The sequence below is a fragment of the Streptomyces sp. NPDC001728 genome (assembly GCF_040297565.1).
Classification (GTDB): domain Bacteria; phylum Actinomycetota; class Actinomycetes; order Streptomycetales; family Streptomycetaceae; genus Streptomyces.
Genome location: NZ_JBEOZK010000008.1, coordinates 99650 through 117620 on the forward strand (window position 1 = coordinate 99650; position 17971 = coordinate 117620).

Genomic DNA, 17971 nt, shown 5'->3' on the forward strand with positions numbered 1-17971 from the left:
GGGGATCTTTCGCATGCGCAAGCCGCGCTGGTGGCTGGAGTTGTCGTTGGTCGGTGTCGTCTACGCGGGCTACTCCGCGGGACGGCTCCTGGCCCGGGGCGACGAGGACTCGGCCGTCGGCCACGGGCTCACGATCCTGCGGCTGGAGGAACGGCTCGGGATCGACGCCGAGCACCCGCTGAACCGGCTGTTCACGGATGTGCCCGCGCTCGGGGTCCCGGCGGACTTCGCGTACGCCTCCCTGCACTATCTGGTGACCCCGGCGATCCTGGTGTGGCTGTTCCGCCGTCGCCCCGCCCACTACCGGGCCGCCCGCACCTGGCTGATGCTCTCCACCCTGCTCGGGCTCGTCGGCTTCACCCTGCTGCCCACCTGCCCGCCCCGGCTGCTCGACGCGGCGCACGGCTTCACGGACACGATGGCGCAGTTCAGCGCGTACGGCTGGTGGGGCGGCGAGGCCAGCGCGCCGCGCGGGCTCGGCGGGATGACCAACCAGTACGCGGCGATGCCGAGCCTCCACGTCGGCTGGGCGCTGTGGTGCGGGGTGATGCTCTGGCGGTACGGGCGGACACCCCTCACGAAGGCCCTCGGAGTGGCGTATCCGCTGGTCACCGCGGTGGTCGTGATGGGGACCGCCAACCACTACCTGCTGGACGTGGTCGGCGGGGCCGCCGTGATGGGCCTCGGGCTGCTGCTGACCCCGTACGCGCTGCGGCTCGCCGGACGGCTGCGCGGGACGGCGGAAGCTCCCCCGGTTGTCAGTGGCGGATGCGAGACTTCCCCGGGTGAGCGCATCCCTGGACAGCGGTCTGCCCCGACCCCCGCGGACCACCCGTCGACAACTCGCTGAGCTGCGCGGTCCGGCCACCCCACCGCGTCCGCTGGACGCGCGGGCCCTCGCGGCGCTGGCCGCCAATCCCGGCTGCCGGAGGCGGGCCCTGCTCGACGGCGCCGGGGTCGACAAGTCCGCGCTCGCCGCGAAGCTCGGCTCGCCCGCCCCGTTCGGGCAGTCGCAGTTCGCGATCGTGCGGGGCAACTCCTTCGAGGCGAAGGTCAAGGCGGACGGCGGCCGTGAGCTGCTGCGCCTGATCGGCGTGGAGGAACCGGGCGCGGTGTCCGTGCCCGATCTCGCGGCGGCCGGACCCGAGGGGCGGGTCGCCAGGACGGCGCTCGCACTGCGGGAGGCCACCGACGCGGGGGCGTGGTCGCTGCTCGACCATCCGCTGCTCGCCCTGGAGGTCGCGGGCTCGCCGGCGTACCTGGAGCCGGACGCGGTGGTCGTCCGCCCCGACGGCGGGTGGACGGTCGTGGAGATCAAGTCGTTCCCGATGGTCGACGGCGCGGCGGACGCGTCGAAGGTGGGCGCGGCGGCCCGGCAGGCCGCCGTGTACGTGCTGGCCCTGGAGGGGGTGGCGGCCAGGACGGAGGGCGCGCGGGTCGCACAGTCGGTCCTCCTGGTCTGCCCGAAGGACTTCTCGAACGTGCCTACGGCCTCGGTCGTCGATGTGCGCAAGCAGCGCTCGGTCACCCGGCGCCAGCTGGCCCGGCTGACCCGGATCGACGAGATCGCGCAGGCGCTGCCCGAGGGCACCAGCTTCGATGTGGCGGAGCGCTCGGCGGAGGAGCTGACGGCGGCGGTGGAGTCGGTGCCCCACCAGTACGCGCCGGAGTGCCTGGCCGCCTGCGAGCTGGCCTTCCACTGCCGGTCGCGGTCGCGGGAGACGGGCGCGGTGGAGACCCTGGGCCGTTCGGTACGGGGTGAGCTGGGCGGTCTGACGACGGTCGGCGCGGTCCTGGCGGCGGCGCGCGGCGAGGAGGGCGACCCGCGGGACCCGGCGGTGGCGGCGCTGCGCAGGGCGCGGGCGCTGCGGCAGGAAGCGCTGGCGGCGGGTTCGGGGGGTGTGGCATGTCGCTGATCTCCACGCTCGCCCGGATGGAGGCCGTCGAGTCGGGCCGGGCGCAGCCGCTCGCGACCGTCCGGCACCGGCGGCTCTCCGCGCGGCCCCTCGTCCTCGTACCGCTGACGACGGCCGGTGAGGCGGGGGCCCCGCTGGGCGCCCTGGTCGGCACCGGCCCCGAGGAGCCGCGGCTGCTCGTGGTGCCACAGCCCCGGGACCGTGAGCTGCGGTTCGCGTTCCTCGCCGAGCTGGCCGAGGAGGTCCTGCCGTACATCGACTCCTTCGCGGACGTCGTGGAGGCGGCGGAGAAGAGCGAGGTCGACCCCGAGACCGGCAAGAAGGTGAAGGTCGAGGTCGAGCTGTGCGCCGACGCGCCGCAGCTGATCGTGCCGAGCCGGGCCGGCATCGAGTACGTACGGCTGCTGGGGCGGTCGACGCGGTTCCGGCGGACGGCCGAGCAGGACCCGGAGACGCCGTTCCCCGCGCCGCCTCGCGTCCCGCTGCTCGGGCGCTGGCTGACGCACTTCGGCGACCGGGCCCGGGTGCCCGGCTCCTCGCTGCTGCTGTCGGCGACCGACCTGCTCAACCGGCACTGGGCGACCGGGCAGTCCTCCCTGGAGGACCAGCACCTCGGCGCGCTGCTCGCCTGGATCGACCCGTCCGACGCGCCGGGCGCCGAGGCGGCGCTGCGGGCGGAGACGGGCCGGGACTCCCAGGGGCAGCTGCTCTGCCCGCCCGCCGGGCCCGCCACCGACCCCGCCTTCGACAACGGGCTGCTCGCGCCCGCGATCGAGCGGTACGACCGGGCCCGGCAGCGGCTCGGCGCGGCCGAGGACGGCGAGACGGCCGACTCGGGCCTCGGTGAGCTGCACGCGGCCGAGCGGGAGCTGCGCCGGCTCGTCGTCTCCCAGCTGAAGCCCACCTGGGACGCGGTCTGGCGGGCGGTCGGCCTGCTGCGCGAGCTGCCGGAGGGCGCCAGGGTCGAGGACCGCTGGACCCGCGACCGCTGGTCCTTCACCGCCCACCGGGACCGGGTCACGGCCGGTGAGCCGCCGCAGCCGCGCCGGGACGACGCCGTGACCGCGGCCCGGAAGCTCGCCGCGCGCGAGCAGGCGCAGGGCCAGCTGGAGGCGCAGGAGGCGCTCGACGATCCGCTGGTGCTCGCCGGGCGGCGGCTCGCGGGCGAGGCGTTCGCGGCGGAGGTCGTCGAGGTGACGATGGCGTGGACGGAGTCGAAGCGGCCCGCGCCGCGCCCGCTGCTCACGGTCCGCACGGAGGACCGGCCGCATCTGGGCGTGGGGGTCCCCCCGGCCGAAGGCTGGGGGAGGGTGAGGGTGTACCGGTCGCTCGACGGGAAGCCGCAGGCGGCGGAGTTCGTGCGGTACGAGGAGGACGGGGCGCTGCTGCTGCGTCTGCTCGACCGGATGGGCCGTTCGAAGGAGCCTGCGCCGGGCTCGGTGCCGGAGAAGGGCGAGCGGATCTCCTGGACGCTGTTCGAGCACGACCAGCGGGTCGGGCCGCGGCTGCCGGACGCGGAGGAGACCCCCTGGACGCACGGCGGTCCGCCCCGGACCGACGCCGTGGAACTGCCCGACGCCGTGACCCCGGAGGACGTGCTGTGAGTCCGGAACCCTTCGACCCCTCGGCGGAGGCCGGCCGGGCGACGGCCGGCATCCTGGCGGACACCCTGAACGGCACCGCGCGCGGTGTCGTGGTGGACTCCCCGCCCGGGGCCGGGAAGTCGACCCTGGTCGTCCGGGCCGCCCTGGAACTGGCCGCCGCCGGGCGCCCCCTGATGGTGGTGGCGCAGACGAACGCGCAGGTGGACGACCTGGTGCTGCGACTCGCCGAGAAGGAGCCGGACCTCGTGGTGGGCCGGCTGCACTCGAACGACTCCGACCCGTACGACAAGGCGCTCGACGACCTGGAGAACGTACGGAAGTCGGCGAAGGCCGGTGAGCTGGCCGGGCTGCCGGTCGTGCTGTCCACGGCCGCCAAGTGGGGCCACGTGAAGAACGTCGAGCCCTGGGCGCACGCGATCGTCGACGAGGCGTACCAGATGCGCTCGGACGCGCTGCTCGCGGTGGCGGGCCTCTTCGAGCGGGCGCTGTTCGTGGGCGACCCCGGGCAGCTCGACCCGTTCTCCGTGGTGGGAGCGGAGCAGTGGGCGGGGCTGTCGTACGACCCTTCGGCGAGCGCGGTCACGACCCTGCTCGCGCACAACCCCGAGCTGCCGCAGCACCGGCTGCCGGTGTCCTGGCGGCTGCCGGCCTCGGCGGCGCCGCTGGTGTCGGACGCCTTCTACCCGTTCACGCCGTTCCGCAGCGGCACCGGGCACGGGGACCGGAAGCTGTCGTTCGGGGTGGCGTCGGACGGTTCGGGGCCCGACCGGGTCCTCGACGAGGCGGCGGAGTCCGGCTGGGGCCTGCTCGAACTGCCCGCCGCGCACACCCCGCGCACCGACCCGGAGGCCGTCGGCGCGGTGGCGCTGGTGGTGCGCCGGCTCCTGGACCGGAAGGGCACGGCGGTCTCGGAGCGGTCGGAGGACGCCGTCCCGCTGACGCCGGACCGGATCGCGGTCGGCACCGCCCACCGCGACCAGGCGGCGGCGGTCCGGGCCGCGCTCGCGGGGCTGGGCGTGACGGGCGTGACGGTGGACACCGCGAACCGGCTCCAGGGGCGCGAGTACGACGTGACGGTCGTCCTGCACCCGCTGTCCGGGCGGCCGGACGCGACCGCGTTCCACCTGGAGACGGGGCGGCTGTGCGTCCTCGCCTCCCGGCACCGGCACGCGTGCGTGGTGGTCTGCCGGGCGGGCGTGGCGGACCTGCTCGACGCTCACCCGTCGACCGATCCGGTCCAGCTGGGGGTCGCGGTGTCGTTCCCCGACGGCTGGGAGGCGAACCACGCGGTCCTGTCCCACCTGGAGGAACACCGGGTGGCCTGGACGCCGTGATCCCGGGCCCGTCGCCCGCCCGGGCCCGGGCGGGCGGGCTCAAACCGGGGCTCGGGGGACGCCGGGGGCGTACGCGGGAGGGTTCGCGCTCTTGCGGGGCGCGGGACAATGGAAGACGGCCCGGGATTCCGGGCCGTGCCTGTGCGAGGAGGAGAAGAACGATGGCGGAACCCGCGGAACGGAGCGGACAGCGGCGGCTCAGGCCGGCACCGCTGATCTTCGAGCCTGCCGAGGCGACCGCCGATCCGGAGCACTTCTTCGACCTGGAGTCGCTGGAAGATCCGAGGGAGCTGCTGGCCCGCGCGACGGAGCTGACGCTCGCGTTCCGCGCGGCGACGGACCGGGCGACCGAGTTCCAGGCCATCGCGGCGGCGCAGCTGGCGGACCCGCGCCGGTTCGACCGGCTGACGACGGCGGACGTCGCGGAACGGGCGCAGTGGACCGAGGACTACGCGCTGAAGATGATCGAGTTCGGCCGCGACCTGATCAGGGCGAACGGGCGCCCGGCGGAGGACTGATCCGGGGGATCCGGACGGGGGCGCCTCGGAGCGTGGGAGGGGCCTCGGGACGTCGGGGGCGCCTCTGGCGGCTCGAAGTGCCTCCGGGTGGCCTGGAATCGCCGTCTGGCATATGCCGAGGGGGCACGATACTCCTCCCCCTCCCCTCCTGTCCGGGATTCCGCGAACACTCGGCTACCTAGCCGTCACTCCCGGTACATCTGGAGTCATGACGACGTGGCTGCGCGACGAGACCCCGCACGACATCTTCCGGTTCCTCCGGGAGGGCGACGAGGTGCGGCACCAGACGGCCCGGGTGACCGCCGACGGAGCCGCCTGGCTGGCCTCGGCCGCCGGGGGCCGCGGCGAGTCGGCGCTCACCCGTTGGGAGGCCCGGCCGGCCTCGTCGGCGGCGCTGCCCTGCGGCCGGGTCTTCGACGTCGTCAACTTCGACCCGGTCTTCGGCCGCCGGATGCTGGACCGGCTGTGGGAGGAGGGCCCGGGATCGGGCCCTGTCGCCGTTCATCGGGGCCGGATGATGCTGTTCACCGCACCGGGGACGGCCCAGCGGCTGCCCGCCCTCCTCGACTGGGAGGTGGGGGTCCCCCCTGAACGCAGTGATCGGAGGAGGGGGGAGCGGGTCCCCCGGCCGCTCTGCCACGGCGTCGGGGACGCCGTCACCGTGCCGCCGCTCGTGCCGTCCGGCGCCTCCGGCCCCCGCTGGGTGGTGGCCCCCGACACCCGGAGCCCGTGGCTCCCGGGGCCCGAGGTCGTGCTCTGGGCCTGTGTGCGGGCCGTTCGGACGTACTCCGCCGCCGACGTGCGGGTATCGATTTTTCCTCCCGCCGATCCGGATGCTAATGTCGACGACGTCAGCAGGCGCCGCTAGCTCAGTTGGTTAGAGCAGCTGACTCTTAATCAGCGGGTCCGGGGTTCGAGTCCCTGGCGGCGCACAGACAGAAGAAGCCCCTCGCGGAAGCGAGGGGCTTCTTCGTGTTCCGGGCGCGGGCTGAGGCTCAGCGCACGGCCGGTTGGGTGATCCGTACCGTCCAGGCACCCGACCGGGTGCGGTCCGTGACCTCGACCCGCACTCCCGTACCGGGCACGGTGAGGGTCTCGCCCACTTCGAGGGGGGCGTCCGCGAGCGGCGGATAGACCGAGCGGTCCCAGCAGGCCTCGGTGCGCGGGTGCGCGTCGACCACCTCGACCGGGCCGTCGCCGGAGGCCGCGCCGCTCCGGATCCGGTAGACGAGCACGCCCTCGGTGCAGGTGTCGGCGTCGCTCCCCGCGTCGCTCCGGGCCTCGACGGCGAGGGCGCTGTCGGGGCCGGTGCGGACCACTGCCAGCCGGGTGCCGAGGGTGCCGCCGGCCGGGACCGGGGCGTCGGTCGGCTCCAGGCTGACCATCCGGGGGGCGGCCCCCTGGACGCAGGTCACCTGGGCGCGGGAGAGCCAGCCGAGCTTCCACTTGTGCCAGCCGAACAGGTCGGGCGACAGCCCGAACTGGCTGCCCATGACGTCCCAGTCGCCCACATGGGTGTCCCAGTCGCCCTTGCCGTCCTCCGGGCGGTGGTAGAGGTCGGGCAGGTCGAAGACGTGGCCGGTCTCGTGGGCGAGGACGTTGCGGTCGGGCGGGTGCCGCTCGAAGACGGTGACGACCCGCTTGATCTCGGTGCCGTCGACCTCCAGCGGGCGTTCGAGGTTGACGACCTTGGTCGCGTCGGAGTCCACGCCGGGCGCGTCCGGGTCGGCGACCAGGTAGACGATGTCGTACCGGGAGAAGTCGACGTCCGCGTCGGCGGCGGCGATGGCGTCGCGGAGGTAGGCGGCGCGCTTCCCGGCGTCCCAGTCACGCCTTATGCCGTACGCGCTCGACGGCTTCGGCATCGGGGTCCAGGTGCGCTGGGGGTGCGGGCGCAGGGTGAACCGCCCGTAGGAGGCGCGGCTGAAGAACTCGCTGGTGGCGGGGAAGTGGTCGGCGGCCAGTTCGGCCGGCTGGGTGAGGGGCTCGGCGTCCGGGAAGGACAGGAAGATCATGACGGCGTCAAGGGCGCGGTCGGGGCGCGGGTACGACCGGTTCCAGGTGTCGAGGCCGAGCGAGTGATGGGCCGAGGTACGGGGCAGGGCGCAGGGGTTCGGCGCCGGGGCGCCGACGGCCGGGCCTGCGACCAGCCCGGTGGCGGCCAGGGCGGCGAGCGAGGTGAAGGCCGCGGCCCCGGCACGCAGCCGCGAGCGTTCCACTCCCCCGGGTGGCTGCTGACCCCTCACGTGGACCTCCGGTTCGGGAATGCGGGACACCCCACCCACCTTGTGATGGTTTGCGGCGTTCCGCACGTTTCCACTGCCCCGGTCGGGTGAGAGGGCACCTCGGAGGCGACGCGACACGAGCGAAATTCACCTCACGGAAAGTCACATTCGGTCACACCCTCGACGACCCGTGTCAGACCCGCGCAGAAACGATCGCCCGGAGTCCCACGGTGGTCGGCCTCACAGCTCCGCACGCCCCCCGAGAGCCCCCCGGAGCTGGAAGGCTCCCCCGCGCTGGCTCTATGATCGGCTCACTCTTCCTTGGCCGACCGTCCCGACCACATGTGACCGGCCCGACTGCACTACGGGAGCGAGCGGTGAGCGGAACCCCCGAAGGACCGGTGCACCCAGAGCCGCCGGACACGCACACGGCGCACCCCGTACTCACGGAGCGTCACCCCGAGGCCCACGCCGACCGTCACCCCGAGCCCCCGGCGGACCGCCGCACCGCGCCCCCCGCCGGTCATCGCACCGCGCCGCCCGCCGGTCATCGCTCCGAGCCCGTCGCCGACCGTCGCGCCGCCGAACTCCGCGACCACGGCGCCGCCTTCCGGGTCGCCCAGCTCGCCATGGCCGTCGTCGACCAGGACGGCGTGGTCGTCTCGGCCAACGACTCCTTCGGCTCCCTCCTCGGCTCCGACCCCGGGGCGCTGTGCGAGCAGGCTGCCGCCGACCTCGTCGACCTCGCCTCCGACGGGCGCACCTGGCACGCGTACCGCGAGGTGCTGCGCGGCCGGCGCTCCCGCTTCCGCTGCACCCGCCGCCTCAAGCACGCCGACGGGCGCTCGTTGTGGGCCGAGGTCACCGTCGCGCCCGTGCCCGACAGCCGGCGCGTGCTGCTGTCGATCGCGGACATCAGCGACCGGCGGGAACTCCAGGCCCGGCTGCGCCACCTCCAGATGCACGACCCGGTGACCCGGCTGCCCAACCGCGCGCTGTTCTTCGAGCGCCTCTCGGCGGCCCTTGAGGCCTCGGCCCAGGACGCCGGGGACACCCCGTACGCCGGGGACACCCCGTACGCCGAGGAGACCCCGTACACCGAGGGCGTCCACGGCACCGGAACGACCGGAGGCGCGGTGGAGACCCGGGGGCCGGTCCGTTCGTCCTACGAGTCGTACGGGTATGGCAGAACAGGGCGGATCGGACTCTGCTACCTCGATCTCGACGGCTTCAAGGCGGTCAACGACACCCTCGGCCACCGCGTCGGCGACCGTCTCCTCGCCGCCGTCGCCGCCCGGCTGACGGAGTGCGCGGACAGCGACGGCTACACCCGCAGCGGCGGGCATCTCGTGGCGCGGCTCGGCGGCGACGAGTTCGCGGTCCTGGTCGAGGACTCCACCGGTACGGAGCAACTCGCCGATCTGGCAAGGTCGGTGCTCACGGCGCTCCAGCAGCCCTTCGACCTGGGCGGCCAGCGGCTCTCGGTCTCCGCCTCGATCGGTGTGGTCGAGCGCTCCGGGTTCGGCACGACGGCGACCGCCCTGATGCAGGCCGCCGACACCACGCTGTACTGGGCGAAGGCCGACGGCAAGGCCCGCTGGACCCTCTTCGACCCGGAGCGCAACGCGCACCGGATGACCCGGCAGGCACTCTCCTCCACCCTCCGTCCGGCCGTGGAGCGCGGGGAGTTCGCCCTGGAGTACCAGCCGCTCGTGGACCTGGCGGACGGGGCGGTGCGCGGGGTGGAGGCGCTGGTGCGCTGGAACCACCCGCAGTTCGGCACGCTCCCGCCGAATCGGTTCGTCGCCATCGCCGAGGAGGACGGCTCCATCGTGGAGCTGGGCCGGTGGGTCCTCAACACCGCCTGCCGGCAGGCGCGGCAGTGGCAGAAGGACCATCCGCGCGAGCGCCCGATCTTCGTGAGCGTCAACGTGGCGGTCCGTCAGGTCTGGGACTCCGACCTGGTCGCGGACGTGGCCGGCATCCTCGCCGAGACCGGACTCGCCCCGCACCTCCTCCAGCTGGAGCTGACCGAGTCCGCCGTGATGGGCTCGGCGGGACGGCCGCTCCAGGCGCTCCAGGCGCTGAGCGACATGGGGGTGCGGATCGCGATCGACGACTTCGGCACCGGCTACTCGAACCTGGCCTATCTGAGCCGGCTGCCGGTCTCGGTGCTCAAGCTGGACGGTTCCTTCGTCCGCGGCTTCCAGGACGAGGAGCACGCCAACCCGGCGGACGAGCTGATCGTCGAGGCGCTGGTGCAGCTCGCGCACCGGCTGGGGCTCACCGTCACCGCCGAATGCGTGGAGACCTCGGGGCAGGCGAGCCGGCTGCGCAGGATCGGCTGCGACACGGGGCAGGGCTGGCTGTACTCACGGGCGGTGACCCCGGACCGCATCGCCGAACTGATCGGCACGGAGCCGCTGCCGGTGTGAGAAGACCGGCACCGCAGGGGGGCGCGTCGTGACCCCTTCACCGGGTCCGGGCATGGGACTGCCCCCGGCCGGAGGGACATTCCGGGCGGGGGCAGTGGTTCATGAGGGGGTCAGCGGGTCAGGGCCTCAGCAGGCGCCCTGGTCCTTCCAGACGCCCCACTCGCCGGTCGTGCCCGGCTCCTCGTTCTGGGTCCACCACTGGGCCTTCCAGGTGCGGCCCTTGTGGGAGACGAGGTTGCCGGTGTTGTAGATCGTGCCGGCCACGTACGCCGGAGAAGTGCAGCTGCCCGTGGGCGGCGTCGTCGGCGGGGTCGTCGGCGGCGTGGTGGGCGGGGTGGTCGGGGGCGTCGTCGGCGGGGTGGTCGGCGGCGCGGTGGTCGGCGGGGTGGTGGTGCCGCCGAGCGCGGTGTTGATCTGGGTCAGCAGGGTGGCGTTGTCGTCCAGGCCGAGGAGCGAGTACATCATCGCGCCGGCCAGGCCGCGCTGCTTGCCGTAGTCCACCCGGGCCTGGATGGACTTCTGGTCGAGCCCGGTGAAGAACTCCCCGTCCTTGTAGAAGTACGAGGACTTCGCCTGCTCGTCCCAGAAGGTGGTCGCGGCGTTGTCGACGATGCCGCCGAGCTCCTTGTAGTGCGCGATGCCGGCCTGCTGGCTGAGCGGGCGGACGTTGGAGCCGCCGGTCGCGGGCTGCGCGAGGCCGTTGGCGGTCCCGGCCGGGACGCCCTTCCAGCCGCGGTAGTAGAACTCGTAGCCCAGGGTCAGCTTGTCGGCGGGGAAGCCGCCGGCGATGCCGTAGGCGGGCTTGCCGTCGATCCAGGAGTCGATCGCGTTGTCGATCGAGTACTTCTCGGTGCCCGGCGCGATGGGGTCGGTCGGGTCGTTGGTGCCCGAGTAGAGCGGGGACTGGTGGTACGTCGGCCCGTCGCCGTCCCAGGCGCCGTGCATGTCGTACGTCATGATGTTCGCGTAGTCGAGGTACGCGCCGATCTTGTCCGTCTCGATGTACTTGATCTTGTCCTGGCCGGCCGGGAGGGCCGCGGTGAGCAGGTACTTCTTGCCGCCGTTCGCGGTGCCGTACTCGTCGAGCTGCTTGCGGAACTCGGCGAGGAGCAGCGTGAAGTTCTGCTTGTCCTCGGGGGCGTAGTGGTTGCCCAGGTGGCCGCCGGAGGAGCCGGGGTACTCCCAGTCGATGTCGATGCCGTCGAAGATCCCGGCCGCGGTGCCGGGGCCGCCGTAGCCGCCCTCGACGGGCAGGTTGCCCTTGATGTACTGGTCGATGCAGGAGGAGACGAGCTTCTTGCGGCTCGCGTCCGTCTTGGCCGCGTCGCTGAAGTACTTGGAGTAGGTCCAGCCGCCGAGCGAGATGTTGATCTTCAGGTTCGGGTATTTCGCCTTCAGTTCCTTGAACTGGTTGAAGACGCCCACGATCGGCTGGTCCCACTTGTCGGCGATGCCGTCGACACTGTCCGCCGCGCTGAAGGACTTCTGGTAGTCGGCGTACGAGTCGCCCGCACCGTCACCCGCGTTGGGGTTGTTGTCGTCACCCGCGGCCTTGTTGGCCTCGAAACAGGTGAGGTTGGTGGGGTGGATGTTGCCGAACGAGTAGTTGATGACGTCCAGCTGGCCCGCGATACCCCGGGTGTCGAGGTGCTTGGGGTAGAACGCGTTGCCGTAGACGCTCCACTGGTCGTAGTACGCGATGCGCACGTTGCCCGCAGAGGCAGTGGTCGTCGTGTCGGCCGCCTGGGCGGAGCCGAGGCCGACGGTCGCGGCAAGCGCGCCGGCGGCGAGGGCCGTGCTGAGCAGCGCGGCGATCAATGGCTTACGGGGGTGCACGTGCGGCCTCCATGGGGGAGTGCGGGGGTGATGCCGTACAGGAGCTGGAGCAGTGATAACCGGCGCGTGAACAGTGCGTCAATGGTCTGAACCAGATTGAGGACTAGACCAATTGGCGGAAGAAAGGCCTTGTCAGAGGCGCGCAGCACAAAACGGAACCGCCCGCCACCATCGGTGACGAGCGGTTTAAGGTTTGCTTAGGGGTGGGGCGGAGGTGGTTCGACGATGAACCAACCACCCTTGAGAACCGGGGTTCTCACCCGGCCCCGCCGGCTCTACCGCTCCGGCGGCTCCGGGAGTTCGTACGCGTCCGCGATGAGTTCGTAGCTGCGCAGCCGCGCCTCGCCGCCGTGGCCGTTCGCCGTGATCATCAGCTCGTCGGCGCCGGTCCGCTTACGCAGGTCGTCCAGGCCCGTACGGACCTCGTCCGGCGTGCCGTACACGACGTTCGCCAGCCAGCCGTCGACGAACTCCCGCTCGGCCGGGCTGAATCCGTACGCCTCCGCCTCCTCCGGCGTCGGGACGAGACCCGGGCGGCCGGTACGCAGCCGCAGCATCGCGAGCGCTCCGGCGAGGACCTCCCGGCGGGCCGAGGCCGCCTCGTCGGCGGCGAGCGCCGAGACGCCGATCATCGCGTAGGGGGCGTCGAGGACGCCCGAGGGCCGGAAGGAGTCCCGGTAGAGGTCGAGGGCCGGGATGGTGTTCCTGGCCGAGAAGTGATGGGCGAAGGCGAAGGGCAGGCCGAGCAGGCCGGCGAGCCGCGCACTGAAGCCGGAGGAACCCAGCAGCCAGACCGGCGGGCGCCCCTTCGGACCCTGCACCGGGCCGGGAACCGCGTGGATGCGGGCGTAGGGGTGGCCGTCGGGGAAGTCGTCGTCGAGGAACCGGGTCAGCTCCGCGAGCTGTTCCGGGAAGTCGTCGGCCCCCTCGTCGAGGCTGTCGGACCGCCGCAGGGCCGCCGCCGTGGCGCCGTCCGTGCCGGGGGCGCGGCCGAGGCCGAGGTCGATCCGGCCCGGCGCGAAGGCCTCCAGGGTGCCGAACTGCTCGGCGATGACGAGCGGGGCGTGGTTGGGCAGCATGACGCCGCCGGAACCCAGCCGGATGCGCCGGGTGTGGGCGGCGAGGTGGGCGAGGATCACCGCCGGGGAGGAGGAGGCGACGCCGGGCATCGAGTGGTGTTCGGCCACCCAGTGCCGGTGGAAGCCGCGCCGCTCGGCGAGCCGGCTCAGCTCGACGCTGGTGGCGAGCGCCTGGGTCGCGGTCCTGCCGCTGCCGACGGTCACCAGGTCCAGCACGGACAGCGGCACGGGCGCGGAGCCCCGCGCCTCTCCTCGAATAGCGTCGCTCACCTTCGGGACCCTCCTCGGCACACGTACGGAATCGTTCGATCGGCTCCCGGCGCGGCGCCCGGACCCGTGGATCGGCTTCGACAAGGCGACAACAGGAGGGTGGCTCCGTTTATTCCGGCGGTTCCTGGCCACCGGAGGAGCCCGGCCCGTCCACTTCTCCGTAAATAATCTTCCGTTCCCCACGGGCCGAACATGTGGGCGAGCGCTCGCGCGCACGGCTCTGACCTGAGACTCTGCGTGGCACTCATGACATGGGCATATGCCAGAGTGGCGAACCCCAGCACAGGGCCAGGATGCTCCGCATCATTCTCGCCAACAGCCGCCCCTTAAAGGGTGCTTGGCGGCTATCGTGGTGCGAAAGCTTGCGGTCACAACCTGGTAGGGGGAAACCGTGGCGCTGAAGCCCGAGCCCACCGCGCCGTTCCACTCGGTGCAGTACGCCCTGCGCGTCCTGGAGACGATCTCACGGCACGGCGGCGGTGTGACTGACGTCCAGATCGCGCGCGAAGCCGGCCTGCCCGTCGCCCACCTCTCACCCCTGCTCCTCATGCTCCGCCGCGAGGGATACGTCGAGCAGGTCGCCGACGACGCGTACGTGATCGGGGACTCCCTCGTCCTCCTCGGCTCCGGCACGACCCGCCGCGAGGCCCTGGAGACGAAGCTCCAGGAGACCCTGACCGAGCTGCGCGACTCCGTCGGCGCCGCGGTCTACATCAGCCGTTACATCGACGGCGAGGTGAAGATCACCCAGTTCGCCGACGGCCCGCGCACGCCCAAGGTCAACGAGTGGGTGGACATCCGCTCGGCGGCGCACGCCAGCGCGGTCGGCAAGTGCCTGCTCACCCAGCTCGACCAGAACGGCCGCCGCGACCACCTCTCGCGGCACAAGACCGCCCGGCTCACCTCCCGGACGATCACCAACGAGCGGATCCTCTTCTCCAAGCTGGACAGCCAGCCGCCGACCGTCCCGGTGCTCGACCTCCAGGAGTACGCGGTGGGCACGGTCTGCGCCGCCGTCCCGCTGACGGCGGGCTCCGCCGTGGGCTGTCTGGCGCTCTCCCTGCCGATCGAGCACGCCCACCGGCTGCGCTCCGCGGCCGACACGCTGAACCGCAAGGCCGCTCCGGTGGTCATGGCGCTGGCGATCTGACCACCCCTCCCGCGGGGTGGTCACGAGCACCCCGCGGGACCGGGTAGTATTTTCTCTGTCAGCAAGCGCCGCTAGCTCAGTTGGTTAGAGCAGCTGACTCTTAATCAGCGGGTCCGGGGTTCGAGTCCCTGGCGGCGCACAGACAGAAGAAGCCCCTCGCGGAAGCGAGGGGCTTTTTCGTGCCCGCATCTCGGGTTCTTCACGCCCTGAGGTACGTCAGGACCGCCAGGACCCGGCGGTGGGTCTCCTCCGCCGGCGGCAGGTCCAGCTTCGCCAGGATGTTGCCGATGTGCTTGCCGACGGCGGCCTCGCTCACCACCAGACGCCGGGCGACCTCCGCGTTGGAGTGTCCCTCCGCGACCAGGCCGAGGACCTCGCGCTCGCGCGGGGTGAGCGCCTCCAGCGGATCGCGGTGCCGCCGCAGCAGCTGCCGTACGACCTCCGGGTCGACGACCGTGCCACCGGCGGCGACCCGCAGGAGGGCGTCCTCGAACTCCTCCACCTGCCCCACCCGGTCCTTGAGCAGATAGCCGACGCCGGTACCGTCGCCCGTGTCGAGAAGGTCGGCGGCGTAGCTGCGCTGCACGTACTGGCTGAGCACCAGGACCGGCAGGCCGGGCCGCTCGGACCGGAGCGCGACGGCGGCGCGCAGCCCCTCGTCCTGGAAGCCGGGCGGCATCCGGACGTCGGTCACGACCACGTCCGGGTCGTGGGCGGCGACCGCCTCGCGCAGGGCGTCGGCGTCCCCGACGGCGGCGACGACCTCATGGCCGAAACGGGCCAGCAGCCCGATCAGTCCCTCCCGGAGGAGGACGCTGTCCTCGGCGAGGACGACACGGAGCTTTCGGACAGCGATCGGCACGGGATCTCCGCTCGGAGGAGGGTCGGCCCGCCCGGCGGGCTCATGATCGTCAGTCTGCCATCGAGGACGGCCAGCCGGTCGGCCAGCCCGGTGAGCCCGGAGCCCCCGGCCGGGTCGGCGCCGCCGCGCCCGTCGTCCGACACCTCCAGGCGCAGCACCCCGCCCTCGGCCCGCGCGGTGAGCCGCGCCCGGCGGGCGCCACTGTGCCGGGCGACGTTGGCGAGCGCCTCGCAGCCGGCGAAGTAGCCGGCGCTCTCGACGGCGGCGGGCAGCCGGGGCAGGTCGACGTCCGTGTCGACGGGGACGGCGGACCGGTCGGCGGCGTCGGCGAGGGCCGCGCCGAGACCGTAGTCGGCGAGGACCTGGGGGTGGATGCCGTGGATGAGCTCCCGCAGCTCGGTCAGGACCTGCCCCGCCTCCGTGTGCGCCTTCGCCAGCTGGTCGGCGAGCGGGCCGGGCGGCGCGTCGAGCCGGGCGAGCCCGAGGGTCATGGTGAGGGCGACCAGGCGTTGCTGGGCGCCGTCGTGAAGATCGCGTTCGATACGGCGGCGCTCGGCCTCGAAGGCGTCGACGAGCCGCGCGCGGGAGGCGATGACCTCGCCGATCCCGGCCGGGGAGCCGCCCTCGCGGGGCGAGAGGAGGGCCCGCGCGAGGGCGGCGCGGGCACCGGCGACGGCGGCGAGCGGGTAGGCGAGGGCGACCAGGAGGAGGGCGCCGAGGAGGGCAGCGGCGAAGGCCTCCGGGTAGGAGGTCACCAGGTACACCTTGACGGCCTTGGCCTCCCGGCCGTCCACCGCCAGCTGGACGGGGGTGCCGAGGAGGGCGCCGGGCAGGCCGATCGCGACGGCCACCGCGATGAGGTCGAGCGGCCACAGGACGGTGGCGAGGAGCAGGGCGTACCCGAGTTCGCGCCAGGTCGACTGCTCCCCCGCCCGGAGCCGGAGCCAGGCGGCGAGGCCGGGGGCGTCGGGGACGCGGTGCGGGTCGGGGGCCGGGTCGAGGTCGACGAGCCGGAGGCGGCGGCGCTCGATCCCGGCGAGGGCGGGGCCGGACAGCAGGAGGAGCGGCAGCCCGACGAGGAACAGGGAGAACACCCCGAGCACCAGGAACACGAGGCAGGCGAGCGCGCCGAGGAGCCCGCCGGTGACCAGATAGCCGGCGGACCGCCAGGGCCAGGAGCTACGCGGGAAGCGGGGCCGGGTGAGGGCCTGCCAGGGATTACGGGGGTCCATGGGCGCCCACGGTAGAGGGTGGGACGGGGCGGGGCGATGGTGCTGGAGGGGGGCCCGGGGGTAGGGCTGGGGCTACCGCGACGGCGGGTGTACGGGGGTGGGGACTCTCCGTCAGGGGCCGTCGAGCCGCGCGGCGGCCTCCTCCAGGTCGGCGACGGTCCCGGACATGATCGTCCGTACGTGCCTGGTGATGTGCCGCACGGGCCAGTCCCACCACGCCACGGCGAGGAGCCGGGCGATGTCCGCGGTGTCGTAGCGGGTGCGGATGAGCCGGGCGGGGTTGCCGCCGACGATGCCGTAGTCGGGGACGTCGCCGGTGACCACGGCGCCCGCGGCGATGATCGCGCCGTGCCCGATGCGCACGCCGGGCATGACCGTGGCGCCGTGCCCGAACCACACGTCGTTGCCGACGACCGTGTCGCCGCGGCCGGGCAGGCGGTGATCAGGTCGAAGTGCTCCGCCCAGGAGCCCCCCATGGTGGGGAACGGGAAGGTGGAGGGACCGTCCATGCGGTGGTTGGCGCCGTTCATGATGAAGCGGGTGCCCGTCCCCAGCGCGCAGTACTTGCCGATGACGAGCCGCTCGGGCCCGTAGTGGTAGAGGACGTTGCGCGTCTCGAACGCGGTCGGGTCGTCCGGATCGTCGTAGTACGAGAAGTCACCGGCCTCGATCAGCGGCGACTTCACCAGCGGTTTGAGCAGCACCACGCGAGGGTGCTCGGGCATCGGGTGGAGCACGGTGGGGTCGGCGGGAATGAGCGGCATCGTGGCGGCGGTTCCTCTCCGGTGAACCTAGAGCGACGACTGTCGCGTTAAGATGCTGGCACGTATCGCCGCATCGATCAACCGGATGGCGACCACCGATGACAGACCCGCCGGACACGACGCCGGACCGCCGTCCGGGCGGTCGGACCGCCCGCGTCCGCGCCCAGGTTCTCGACGCGGTGCGCGCCGAACTCACCGAGGGCGGCCACGAAGGGCTCACGATGGAGGGGGTCGCGACCCGGGCCGGAGTGCACCGCGCCACGGTCTACCGGCGTTGGCGCGATGTCGGCGGCCTGCTCGTCGACGTCATCGACGCGGCCGGTGAGACCGACTGGCAGCCGCCGGACACCGGCTCACTGCGCGGCGACCTGACGGCCCTCAACCGGGAGATCCAGGAATCCCTGGTCGCCCGGCCGTCGTTCGCCGTGGCCCTGATGGCCGCCTCGTTCCACTCCGAACAGGCCGCGCGGGCCCAGACACGGCTGTGGGCTGACCGGTACGCCCAGTGCGAGGTCATCGTCGAGCGCGCCGCCGGGCGCGGTGAACTCCCCGGGCGGCACACGGACGCGCGGAGCCTGCTGATCACCGCCACGGCGCCGCTCTACCACCGGCTGATGCTGCTGCGCGTCGACCCGGACCCGCGGCTCCCGGAACGGGCCGCGGAGGCGGCGGTTCTGGCGGCCACGGCGGGCGCCTTCACCGTCCACGGGGAATCAGAGGTCCGTTCGCCGTAGCCGTAGCGGTAG

14 protein-coding genes, 2 tRNA genes and 1 pseudogene are annotated in these 17971 nt (G+C 73.1%); 11 read left to right on the plus strand and 6 right to left on the minus strand.

Going from position 1 to position 17971, the window contains the following annotated elements; all coding sequences use genetic code 11:
- Nucleotides 1-13 precede the first annotated feature (13 nt).
- From ABT154_RS14625 to ABT154_RS14655, 7 genes are all read left to right on the plus strand, one after another.
- The gene (locus ABT154_RS14625; protein WP_351857039.1) at nt 14-850 is read left to right on the plus strand and encodes a phosphatase PAP2 family protein; all 837 of its coding nucleotides are present in this window, start codon (nt 14-16) and stop codon (nt 848-850) included.
- Nucleotides 786-1916 carry a hypothetical protein gene (locus ABT154_RS14630; protein WP_351857041.1) on the plus strand — a complete coding sequence of 377 codons (1131 nt, stop codon included), beginning with the start codon at nt 786-788 and terminating at the stop codon, nt 1914-1916. Before ABT154_RS14625 ends, ABT154_RS14630 begins: the two co-directional genes overlap by 65 nt.
- On the plus strand, nt 1907-3520 hold the full coding sequence (locus ABT154_RS14635) for a hypothetical protein (protein ID WP_351857043.1): 1614 nt from the start codon (nt 1907-1909) through the stop codon (nt 3518-3520). Before ABT154_RS14630 ends, ABT154_RS14635 begins: the two co-directional genes overlap by 10 nt.
- Nucleotides 3517-4854, plus strand: coding sequence for an AAA family ATPase (locus ABT154_RS14640; protein ID WP_351857045.1), 1338 nt, complete (start codon nt 3517-3519; stop codon nt 4852-4854). The genes ABT154_RS14635 and ABT154_RS14640 overlap by 4 nt, the downstream gene beginning before the upstream one ends.
- Nucleotides 4855-5015: 161 nt before the next feature.
- Nucleotides 5016-5372 (plus strand): DUF8844 domain-containing protein, encoded by a 357-nt coding sequence (locus tag ABT154_RS14645; protein WP_351857047.1) that lies wholly within the window; start codon nt 5016-5018, stop codon nt 5370-5372.
- 208 nt (nt 5373-5580) lie between these two features.
- Entirely contained in the window at nt 5581-6240 is a 660-nt protein-coding gene (locus ABT154_RS14650; RefSeq protein ID WP_351857048.1) for a hypothetical protein, read from the plus strand.
- Nucleotides 6231-6304: transfer RNA gene (locus tag ABT154_RS14655), tRNA-Lys, on the plus strand. The genes ABT154_RS14650 and ABT154_RS14655 overlap by 10 nt, the downstream gene beginning before the upstream one ends.
- 63 nt (nt 6305-6367) lie before the next feature.
- Here the strand turns inward: ABT154_RS14655 and ABT154_RS14660 are convergent.
- On the minus strand, nt 6368-7648 hold the full coding sequence (locus tag ABT154_RS14660; RefSeq protein ID WP_502969500.1) for a M6 family metalloprotease domain-containing protein: 1281 nt from the start codon (nt 7646-7648) through the stop codon (nt 6368-6370).
- Between the two features lie 326 nt (nt 7649-7974).
- Between ABT154_RS14660 and ABT154_RS14665 the strand changes: the two genes are divergently transcribed.
- Nucleotides 7975-10032 (plus strand): putative bifunctional diguanylate cyclase/phosphodiesterase, encoded by a 2058-nt coding sequence (locus ABT154_RS14665; protein WP_502969501.1) that lies wholly within the window; start codon nt 7975-7977, stop codon nt 10030-10032.
- Between the two features lie 126 nt (nt 10033-10158).
- Here ABT154_RS14665 and ABT154_RS14670 read toward each other — a convergent pair whose 3' ends face one another.
- Complete coding sequence (locus ABT154_RS14670; protein WP_351857050.1) at nt 10159-11868, minus strand: glycosyl hydrolase family 18 protein; 1710 nt, start codon at nt 11866-11868, stop codon at nt 10159-10161.
- Nucleotides 11869-12143: 275 nt separating this feature from the next.
- Nucleotides 12144-13217: an LLM class flavin-dependent oxidoreductase gene (locus ABT154_RS14675; protein WP_351857053.1), complete on the minus strand. Its 1074-nt coding sequence runs from the start codon at nt 13215-13217 to the stop codon at nt 12144-12146.
- Between the two features lie 391 nt (nt 13218-13608).
- On the opposite strand from ABT154_RS14675, the gene ABT154_RS14680 reads away from it, so the two are divergent.
- The gene (locus tag ABT154_RS14680) at nt 13609-14367 is read left to right on the plus strand and encodes an IclR family transcriptional regulator (protein WP_351857054.1); all 759 of its coding nucleotides are present in this window, start codon (nt 13609-13611) and stop codon (nt 14365-14367) included.
- A 65-nt stretch (nt 14368-14432) separates the two neighbouring features.
- Nucleotides 14433-14506: transfer RNA gene (locus ABT154_RS14685), tRNA-Lys, on the plus strand.
- Nucleotides 14507-14566: 60 nt separating this feature from the next.
- On the opposite strand, the gene ABT154_RS14690 is transcribed toward ABT154_RS14685, so the two are convergent.
- The 3 genes and pseudogenes from ABT154_RS14690 to ABT154_RS14700 all read right to left on the minus strand — a co-directional run bounded on the left by ABT154_RS14690 (nt 14567) and on the right by ABT154_RS14700 (nt 17225).
- Nucleotides 14567-15223 (minus strand): response regulator, encoded by a 657-nt coding sequence (locus tag ABT154_RS14690; protein WP_351857309.1) that lies wholly within the window; start codon nt 15221-15223, stop codon nt 14567-14569.
- Nucleotides 15160-16461: a sensor histidine kinase gene (locus tag ABT154_RS14695; protein ID WP_351857056.1), complete on the minus strand. Its 1302-nt coding sequence runs from the start codon at nt 16459-16461 to the stop codon at nt 15160-15162. Before ABT154_RS14695 ends, ABT154_RS14690 begins: the two co-directional genes overlap by 64 nt.
- A 111-nt stretch (nt 16462-16572) precedes the next feature.
- Nucleotides 16573-17225, minus strand: a pseudogene (locus ABT154_RS14700) (CatB-related O-acetyltransferase).
- Between the two features lie 98 nt (nt 17226-17323).
- Between ABT154_RS14700 and ABT154_RS14705 the strand changes: the two are divergent.
- A complete protein-coding gene (locus ABT154_RS14705; protein WP_351857058.1) occupies nt 17324-17959 on the plus strand; it encodes a TetR/AcrR family transcriptional regulator in 636 nt (211 codons plus the stop codon).
- Nucleotides 17960-17971: the final 12 nt, after the last annotated feature.

Excerpts from the sequence above, each read along its gene's own strand:
- ABT154_RS14635 (WP_351857043.1), top strand. The coding sequence starts at position 1,907 with ATGTCGCTGATCTCCACGCTCGCCCGGATGGAGGCCGTCGAGTCGGGC.
- ABT154_RS14650 (WP_351857048.1), top strand. The coding sequence starts at position 5,581 with ATGACGACGTGGCTGCGCGACGAGACCCCGCACGACATCTTCCGGTTC.
- ABT154_RS14695 (WP_351857056.1), bottom strand. The coding sequence starts at position 16,461 with ATGGACCCCCGTAATCCCTGGCAGGCCCTCACCCGGCCCCGCTTCCCG.
- ABT154_RS14625 (WP_351857039.1), top strand. The coding sequence starts at position 14 with ATGCGCAAGCCGCGCTGGTGGCTGGAGTTGTCGTTGGTCGGTGTCGTC.
- ABT154_RS14645 (WP_351857047.1), top strand. The coding sequence starts at position 5,016 with ATGGCGGAACCCGCGGAACGGAGCGGACAGCGGCGGCTCAGGCCGGCA.
- ABT154_RS14705 (WP_351857058.1), top strand. The coding sequence starts at position 17,324 with ATGACAGACCCGCCGGACACGACGCCGGACCGCCGTCCGGGCGGTCGG.